This is a genomic window from Acidimicrobiales bacterium, assembly GCA_036378675.1.
Classification (GTDB): Bacteria; Actinomycetota; Acidimicrobiia; order Acidimicrobiales; family Palsa-688; genus DASUWA01.
This window is the reverse complement of record DASUWA010000062.1, coordinates 47,898-56,395: the sequence shown is the minus strand read 5'-3', so window position 1 is coordinate 56,395 and position 8,498 is coordinate 47,898. Positions and strand designations below refer to the sequence as shown.

The 8,498-nt window shown below is 65.4% G+C and carries 8 protein-coding genes; 5 read left to right on the top strand and 3 right to left on the bottom strand.

What is annotated here, in order from left to right:
• The 4 genes from atpA to atpC form a co-directional block, all read left to right on the top strand.
• Nucleotides 1-1,171: F0F1 ATP synthase subunit alpha (gene atpA / locus VFZ97_19265; protein ID HEX6395580.1), on the top strand; the 1,171-nt coding region annotated here is incomplete at its 5' end.
• 19 nt (nt 1,172-1,190) lie between these two features.
• The gene (locus VFZ97_19260) at nt 1,191-2,156 is read left to right on the top strand and encodes a F0F1 ATP synthase subunit gamma (GenBank protein HEX6395579.1); all 966 of its coding nucleotides are present in this window, start codon (nt 1,191-1,193) and stop codon (nt 2,154-2,156) included.
• Nucleotides 2,157-2,173: 17 nt separating this feature from the next.
• Nucleotides 2,174-3,616, top strand: a complete 1,443-nt coding sequence (gene atpD / locus VFZ97_19255; protein ID HEX6395578.1) for a F0F1 ATP synthase subunit beta — start codon at nt 2,174-2,176, stop codon at nt 3,614-3,616.
• A 7-nt stretch (nt 3,617-3,623) separates the two neighbouring features.
• Nucleotides 3,624-4,061, top strand: coding sequence for an ATP synthase F1 subunit epsilon (gene atpC, locus VFZ97_19250; protein ID HEX6395577.1), 438 nt, complete (start codon nt 3,624-3,626; stop codon nt 4,059-4,061).
• Between the two features lie 9 nt (nt 4,062-4,070).
• On the opposite strand, the gene VFZ97_19245 is transcribed toward atpC, so the two are convergent.
• Together VFZ97_19245 and glyA are read right to left on the bottom strand one after the other, a co-directional pair.
• The gene (locus VFZ97_19245) at nt 4,071-5,141 is read right to left on the bottom strand and encodes an MraY family glycosyltransferase (GenBank protein ID HEX6395576.1); all 1,071 of its coding nucleotides are present in this window, start codon (nt 5,139-5,141) and stop codon (nt 4,071-4,073) included.
• A gap of 90 nt (nt 5,142-5,231) precedes the next feature.
• Nucleotides 5,232-6,461 carry a serine hydroxymethyltransferase gene (gene glyA / locus VFZ97_19240; GenBank protein HEX6395575.1) on the bottom strand — a complete coding sequence of 410 codons (1,230 nt, stop codon included), beginning with the start codon at nt 6,459-6,461 and terminating at the stop codon, nt 5,232-5,234.
• Between the two features lie 70 nt (nt 6,462-6,531).
• Here glyA and VFZ97_19235 point away from each other — a divergent pair, with 70 nt between their 5' ends.
• Nucleotides 6,532-7,485, top strand: a complete 954-nt coding sequence (locus VFZ97_19235; GenBank protein HEX6395574.1) for a 2'-5' RNA ligase family protein — start codon at nt 6,532-6,534, stop codon at nt 7,483-7,485.
• Here VFZ97_19235 and glpX read toward each other — a convergent pair.
• A complete protein-coding gene (gene glpX / locus VFZ97_19230; protein HEX6395573.1) occupies nt 7,445-8,452 on the bottom strand; it encodes a class II fructose-bisphosphatase in 1,008 nt (335 codons plus the stop codon). The two genes, VFZ97_19235 and glpX, sit on opposite strands and share 41 nt — an antisense overlap.
• Between the last annotated feature and the right edge of the window lie 46 nt (nt 8,453-8,498).

The following is an 8,498-nucleotide window of genomic DNA, read 5'->3' as shown; positions in this document are numbered from 1 at the left end:
CAAGGGCGCGGTGATGACCGACACCTATCGCCCGGTCGAGTCAGTTGCCCCGGGCGTGGCTGGCCGCCAGCCCGTGGACGTGCCGCTCCAGACCGGCGTCAAGGCCGTCGATGCCATGACGCCCATCGGCCGGGGTCAGCGCGAGCTGATCATTGGTGACCGCAAGACCGGCAAGACCAGCGTTGCCATCGATACGATCATCAACCAGCGCGGCCAGGGCGTGAAGTGCATCTACGTCGCGGTCGGCCAGAAGGGCTCCACGGTCGCTCAAACCGTCAACACGCTCCGAGAGAACGGTGCGCTCGACTACACGGTCGTGGTCAGCGCTCCTGCGTCAGAGCCGGCGCCGTTCAAGTACCTCGCTCCGTACTCGGGATCTGCAATCGGGCAGCATTGGATGGAGAACGGTGAGCACGCGCTGGTTGTCTATGACGACCTTTCCAAGCAGGCCGAGGCGTACCGCCAGCTGTCGCTGCTCTTGCGGCGGCCGCCGGGGCGTGAGGCTTACCCGGGCGACGTGTTCTACCTGCACAGCCGGCTGCTGGAGCGGTCGGCGAAGCTCTCCGACGCGAAGGGCGGCGGCTCCCTGACCGCTCTGCCGATCATCGAGACGAAGGCCGGCGACGTCTCCGCGTACATCCCGACCAACGTGATCTCGATCACCGACGGTCAGGTGTACCTCGAGTCCGACCTCTTCTACTCAGGGGTCCGGCCCGCTATCAACGTGGGCATCTCGGTGTCGCGCGTGGGTGGCAACGCCCAGATCAGGGCGATGCGCTCCGTAGCGGGAACCCTCAAGACGGACCTGGCGCAGTTCCGGGACCTCGAGGCATTCGCCGCGTTCGGCTCCGACCTGGACAAGGTGTCGCAGGCCCAGCTCGACAGGGGCTACCGCGTAACCGAGGTTCTGAAGCAGCCGCAGAACCAGCCGGTGCCGGTCGAGGAGCAGGTTCTAGCGATCTATGCGGCGACCAACGGTTTCGTGGACGACCTCGCGGTGAGCGATGTCCGCCGTTTCGAGGCGGAGCTCATCTCGTATATCAAGTCGAGCCATGAGGAGCTCCTCCAGGAGATCAGGACGAGCAAGCAGTTGCCCGCGACCGAGAAGATCGACGAAGCGATCAACGCCTTCAAGAAGGTGTTCGCCCCGTCCGAGCCGGGCGCGAGCTAGAAGGAGCCGGAAAAAAGACATGGCCGGCGGCCAGGAACGGGTACTCAGGCGAAGGATCCGAAGCGTCGCATCGACGCAGAAGATCACGCGCGCAATGGAGCTCATCGCAGCTTCACGTATCGTGCGCGCCCAGCAGGCCATCGCAGCTGCCCGTCCCTACGTCAGCAAGATGCGAGAGGTGGTCGAGCACCTCGCCGACACGCCGGACGCCGCTACCCATCCGCTCTTCCGGGAGGTGGAGGCGGTTCAACGGGTGGCGATCGTTCTCGTCACCGCCGACAGGGGTCTCGCGGGTGGCTACAACGTCCAGATAATCCGGACAGTTGAGCGAATGGTGCGCGAGCATCGGGCGGCCGGAAGGGAGGTGCAGCTCGTTCCGTTCGGGAAGAAGGGGGACAACCACTTCCGGCGCCGCAACTTCCCCATCATCACCTCGATCACGGGCGTGTCGGAAAGGCCCACCTACGCCGACGCGCGCCGCGCGGTCACAGCGGTGATGCAGCCGTTCGAAGCCGGCGAGTTGGACCAGATCGAGCTGGTGTACACCCGTTTCGTCTCGCTCGGCTCGCAGGTGGCCACGGTCAGGCAGCTCGTTCCGCTGGTCAGATCCGATGTTGAAACAGTCGCCACGGCTGATCACCGGGAGGTGCCGGGTCACAAGACCGACTACGAGTTCGAGCCGGAGCCCGGAGAGATTCTCGACCGGTTGTTGCCCAGTTGGCTGGTCGCCGAGGTCCTCGCAGCGCTGCTCGAATCGGCGGCGTCCGAGCAGGCGTCGCGCCAACGAGCGATGAAGGCCGCCACCGACAATGCCGACGAGCTGATCAAAAACCTTCGCCGGGTCATGAACCGGGCCCGCCAGGATTCCATCACCACCGAGATCATGGAGATTGTCGGTGGCGCAGAGGCACTTCGCCAATCCCGCTCAGATCCGGGTGGTAGCGCCGCGCACGACATCTTTGAAACCGCCGCCGAGTCGGCCTGACACCCAGGAGCAGCAGCATGAGCACCGTCGCCGAGGACGCGAAGATCGAGAGTACCGAGGGCAGGGTCGTTGCGATCGCAGGCCCGGTCGTTGACGTTGAATTCCCTCCGGGCGCTCTGCCCGAGATCAATCAGGCCGTGGAGTTGGAGATCGAGATAGAGGGACACCGCGAGCTGATCACCGCAGAGGTCGCGCAGCAGATCGGCGAGGGCCGGGTGCGGTGCATCTGCCTGCGGCCGACCGACGGCCTGCGCCGCGGGACCGCGGTCGTCAACACCGGCAAGGGAATTACGGTTCCGGTCGGGGACGCGGTGCTGGGCCACGTTTTCAACGTGATCGGCCACCCGCTCGATGTCTCGGAGATAGGCGAGCCCGACGACCGTTGGGAGATACACCGCCCGGCACCGCCGTTCGACGCTCTCGAGCCGAAGTCCCAGATGTTCGAGACGGGGATCAAGGTCGTCGACTTGCTCGAGCCCTACGTGCAGGGCGGCAAGATCGGCCTGTTCGGCGGCGCCGGCGTGGGCAAGACCGTCCTGATCCAGGAGATGATCCGCCGGGTCGCCGACCAGCACGGCGGTGTGTCGGTGTTCGCCGGCGTTGGAGAGCGCACCCGCGAGGGCAACGACCTGTGGCTCGAGATGACCGAATCGGGGGTCATCTCCAAGACCGCTCTGGTCTACGGGCAGATGGACGAGCCTCCTGGCGTACGTCTGCGGGTTGGCCTCTCCGCGCTGACCATGGCCGAGTACTTCCGCGACGTGAAGAACCAGGACGTCCTCTTGTTCATCGACAACATCTTCCGCTTTGTGCAGGCCGGTTCCGAAGTATCGACGCTGCTCGGGCGGATGCCGTCGGCAGTGGGTTACCAACCGACCCTCGCCGACGAGATGGGAGAGCTGCAGGAGCGGATCACGTCGACTCGAGGTCGCTCAATTACCTCGCTGCAGGCGGTGTATGTTCCCGCCGACGACTACACCGACCCGGCGCCGTTCACCACGTTCACCCACCTGGACGCCACTACCGAGCTTTCCCGCCAGATCGCCGCACTCGGCATCTATCCGGCAGTCGACCCTCTCGCTTCCACGTCAACGATCCTCGCTCCCGAAGTTGTCGGCGAGCGTCATTACAACGTCGCCCGGCGCGTGCAGGAGATCCTCCAGCGTTTCCGCGAGCTCCAGGACATCATCGCCATCCTCGGTCTCGATGAGCTCTCCGAAGACGACCGGGTGACCGTGGCCCGGGCCCGCAAGATCCAGCGGTTCCTCTCGCAGCCCTTCTTCGTTGCCGAGCCGTTCACGGGCCTCTCAGGGGTTTACGTCCCCGTCTCGGAAACCGTCGAGTCGTTCGAGGCTCTGGTCAACGGCGACCTCGACGAGGTACCCGAGCAGGCGTTCCTGAACGTCGGCGGCGTGGACAGCGTTCTGGAGAAGGCCCGCACCCTCCAGCAGGAAGGCTGATCGCGGCGTGGCGACCACCAAGTTCGAGTTGGTCACCCCCAGCCGGACTCTCTACTCCGGGTACGCCGAGATGATCGTGTGCCGCTCGGTCGACGGGGAGATCGCCTTTCTGGCCAACCACATGCCGTACATCGGTGCGCTCGACGCCGGGCTGGTCCGGATCGTCGGCCCCGCGGCTGAGGGAAGCGAGGAGGGCTCCGGTGAGCCCGACATCCGTCTCGCGGTTTCGGGAGGGTTCGTCGAGGTGAAGGACAACCAGGTGATCATGCTCGCCGACGTGGCAGAGCTGGCGTCCGAGATCGACCGCGCCGGCGCCGAGCGCGACCGGGCCGAGGCGGAGCAGAGGCTGTCGTCAGCCGGCGACGACGGCGACTCAGAGGCCGACGCTGCGCTGCGCTGGGCGCAGGCGAGGCTCGAGACCGCTACCGGAGAACCGGTTCACTAGCCAAGCCCTTTATCGGACTTGGGTGGCCGCTCCGCGGCCTCTCACACCGAACAGCGTGTAGAGCGCCACGCCCAAAGCAATCGCGCCGATCGGCACGATGCTGAGGGCACCATTCACGAAGGACGGGTAGAGCACGAGGCCCGACAGCAAGGCGGTCCACGTCCAGAGGATCAGAACCGACCTGGTTTGACCGTGACCCAGCCGCATGAGCCTGTGATGCAGATGGTTCTTGTCCGCAACCGCCGGATTGGTCCTGCGGCCCGCACGGCGAAAGATGGCGAAGGCGGTGTCGAGGATCGGAATCCCCAGGATGAAGAATGGGATCAGCACCGGTGCGAAAAAGAAGTACGTGCGGCCGCTGAAGTCCTGGTCGGTCTGGCCGACCACAGACATCGTCGAAGCGGCCATCAGCAACCCGAGGAGCATCGCCCCGGCGTCGCCCATGAAGATCTTCGCGGGATGGAAGTTGTGGGGCAGGAACCCGAGACAGACGCCTATGACGATCACCGACAGCAGTTGCCCCGATGTCTCCGGTGCGATGGTCCCGGTGTGAACCAGCTGGTGGGAGTACACGAAGAACGCCGCGGCGGCGATACCGACGATCCCGGCGGCCAGCCCGTCCAACCCGTCGACCAGGTTGACCGCGTTGGCCATCCCGACCACCCACAGGACCGTCATCACCGGTATCAGGTCGGCCGACAGCACCAGCGTGGTGCTGGCGAACGGTACCCGGAAGTACAGCATGCTGATACCGAAGAGGTAGAGAACCGTTCCAGCGACGATCTGCCCTGACAGCTTCGCCGGAGGAGACATCTCCCGGAGGTCATCGACCATCCCGACCGTGAAAATCACTGATGCGGCGAGAACCAGCCCGATCGGATCCGAGCTTCCCCTGAACAGAGGACTGAGCCCGGGGATCTGCGACGCCACGACGATCGAGACGAGCAGCCCGAGGTACATCGCGGCGCCACCGACGGTCGGGGTGGGCCGCTCGTGCACGCGGCGCTCGTCGGGAAGAACGATGATCGCGAAACGCACCGCCAGCCGTCGTACAACGAAGGTTGCGGCGAAAGTGACCACCGCCGCGACAGCGCCGACAATGAGGTAGTCCCGGTAGCCGGTGATGTAAAACTCCTGGTGGCTAGGGGTGACGCGCTACAGAACGCTTATCTACGGATATGGAGTGAACTTAGAGCAAAGCACGGCTACTTCGTCGCGCACCGCCGTCAATTCGGTCGAGTCGTCCGGCGTGCGCAGCACCCGGCTGATCAATGCCGCGATCTCGGCCATCTCCGGTTCGCGCATCCCGGCGGTTGTCACCGCCGGCGTGCCGATGCGAAGCCCCGATGTCACGAACGGTGTGCGCGGATCGCCGGGGACGGTGTTCTTGTTGAGGGTGATGCCTGCCTTGTCGAGAGCCTCTTGGGCAACTTTGCCGGTCAAATCCGGGTCGAAGCTGCGGAGGTCGACGAGCATCAAATGGTTGTCGGTCCCTCCGGAGACGATCCGGAAGCCCTCTGACGCCAAGCCTTCTGCGAGAGCCCGGGCGTTGCGGATTATCTGAGCCGCGTACTCCTTGAACTCGGGTTGCGCCGCTTCTCTGAACGCAACGGCCTTCGCCGCGATCACGTGCTCCAGGGGTCCCCCCTGTAGGCCCGGGAACACTGCCTTGTCGATCGCCTGAGCCAGGTTGGAGTTGCACAGGATCGCTCCGCCGCGCGGTCCCCTCAACGTCTTGTGCGTCGTGAACGTCACGATGTCGGCGATACCGACCGGGTTCGGATGAACCCCGCCGGCGATGAGACCGGCGACGTGTGCAGCGTCGAACAAGAACAGGGCTCCGACACTGTCAGCGATCTTCTTGATAGGAGCCGGGTCGATGATCCGCGGGTAGGCGGTTGCGCCGGCGACGATCATCCTCGGCTGGTGCTGTTCCGCCAGCTCAGCCAGTTGGTCGAGGTCGAGGCGCTCATCGCTCTCCGTCACCCCGTACGAGACGAAGTTGTACAGCCGGCCGCTCACGTTGACCGGCGACCCGTGGGTGAGGTGCCCGCCCTGGTCGAGCCTCATCCCGAGAACCGTGTCCCCGGTGTCGAGTACCGCCAGATAGGCGGCGAGGTTGGCGTTCGCCCCCGAGTGCGGCTGCACGTTGGCGTGCTCGGCGCCGAACAGTTCGCACGCGCGACGGCGGGCCAGGTCCTCCGCCTCGTCGATGACGTAGTTGCCGCCGTAGTAGCGCTTGCCCGGATAACCCTCGGAGTACTTGTTGGTCAGCACCGAACCCGTAGCTGCCATAACCGCGCGCGAGGTGAAGTTCTCAGAGGCTATGAGCTGCAGTGTCGTATTCTGCCGCTCCTCCTCCCTCCGGACGATGTCGAACAGCTCGCGGTCCTCGGTCACACGACGAGTCTAAGACAGCGTCGCCCCGCGGGCGGGCAGGTAAGGCGGTGGCTGCGCGAACCTCTGCGGTATGCCCTCCCGCCGGCGCCTCGGAGTAGCGCTCGTCCTGGACCCGCCGGTCAGAGACGAGGTGCAGGGCCTGCGAAGGGCGCTTGGCGACCCCTGGCTCCAGCGAGTGTCTCCGCATCTGACCCTGATCCCTCCCGTGAACGTGCGATCGGCCGACCTGGCCGCCGGGCTCGAGGTCCTTCGCTCGGCTGCCGCGGTCCAGGCCGGCCTGCTGCGGATCACCCTCGGACCTCCTGCCACATTCCTTCCGGACAACCCGGTCCTGTTCCTTGAAGTAGGCGGTGAAATTGAGCGCTTGCGTCAGCTGCGTGACGCTGTGTTCCGCTCGCCGCTGGAAAGGCCGCTCTCGTGGCCGTGGGTGCCTCATGTCACGCTGGCCGATGGCATCGAGGAAAACCGGATCGCGTCAGCGGTTCAGAGTCTTGACCGCTACGCCGCGGTAGCGGACTTCGATCGGGTGGTGATCCTCGAAGAAACACGCGGCAGGGTTTGGAAGGCGCTCGCCGACGCACGCTTGGGTCCCCCGGCTGTTGTCGGAACTGGCGGGCTTGCCGTTCGCATCACGCAGGGGCGGGTACCAGACCCGTTAGCACTCCAAGCGATCGAGGCGGACGAGGAAGCGAAGAGCTCCTGGACTCAGATCGCAGAGGCGCTTGATTCATCGGTGCCCCAGCCGATCGTCTTGACCGCTCATCGCGGCAACGAGATGCTCGGGACTGGCGCGTTGTGGCGAAGCCCCGCGGGTGCTCATGCGGCGGTGTTCGTGGTGCCAGACGGGCGACGCGAAGGAACCGGGGGGCATCTCCTGGCCCAACTCGAGTCCGCCGCGGCCGAAGCCGGATGGGACGATCCGTTCGTGACTGCTATAGGTCCCGCGGGGTTCTACGAATCGCGCAGCGCTTGGATCAGGCCGGCTACTCGAACTCAACGGACGCGTACTGGGCGAGCTTCCTGATTCGGTGATTGGCGACGATCCGGCGAACCGTCCCCGACTTGGACCGCATCACAAGAGACTCCGTTGTGGCTCCTCGAGAGTCGTACCGGACTCCACGCAGCAACTCGCCATCGGTTATGCCGGTGGCGGCGAAGAAGCAGTTGTCTCCGCGACACAGGTCATCGAGGTACAGCACCCGATCGATGTCGTAACCCGCGTCGATCGCGGACTGTCGCTCGGCGTCGTCGCGGGTCCAGAGCCGTCCCTGGAGCTCGCCGCCCATGCATTTCAATGATGCGGCAGCGATCACGCCTTCCGGAGTTCCTCCAACGCCGAACAGGATGTCAGCCCCTGAATCGGGCCACGCGGTTGCAATCGCGCCGGCGACGTCGCCATCGGTGATCAGGCGGATCCGTGCGCCCGTCGAACGGACCTCTTCGATCAACTCCTTGTGGCGCGGGCGATCGAGAATGATCGCCGTAACGTCGCGAACCGATTCGCCTTTTGCCTCGGCCACGGCGCGGATGTTGTCAGTCGGCGACTGCTCCAGACTCACCTTTCCGGCGGCCTCCGGCCCGACGGCCAACTTCTCCATGTAAACGCACGGCCCTGGATTGAACATCGTCCCCCGATCGCTGACTGCGATCACCGACAGGGCGCCCCCCCGGCCGAGCGCGGTGGGGGTCGTGCCGTCGATCGGGTCGACTGCGATGTCCGCCTCAGGCGGCGTTCCGTCGCCGATTCGCTCCCCGTTGTAGAGCATCGGCGCTTCGTCCTTCTCGCCTTCCCCGATCACCACCACGCCGTCCATCGGTACTCCACCGAGGACTATCCGCATCGCGTCTACTGCGGCCGCGTCTGCGCCGTCTTTGTCCCCCCGGCCCATCCAGCGGGCAGCAGCCATAGCGGCCGCCTCGGTCACCCTCACGAGATCCATGGCGAGGTTTCGGTCCGGTGCCTGCGGCCGGCGGTCGTCGCTTACACCCACGGGACCGAATGTAGCGGCCCGACATGTCGGCGCGAGGCTGGGATCA

What these genes read in the sequence shown, in the direction of transcription:
- atpD (HEX6395578.1), top strand. Translation starts at nt 2,174, where the DNA reads ATGAGCACCGTCGCCGAGGACGCGAAGATCGAGAGTACCGAGGGCAGG.
- VFZ97_19260 (HEX6395579.1), top strand. Translation starts at nt 1,191, where the DNA reads ATGGCCGGCGGCCAGGAACGGGTACTCAGGCGAAGGATCCGAAGCGTC.
- VFZ97_19235 (HEX6395574.1), top strand. Translation starts at nt 6,532, where the DNA reads ATGCCCTCCCGCCGGCGCCTCGGAGTAGCGCTCGTCCTGGACCCGCCG.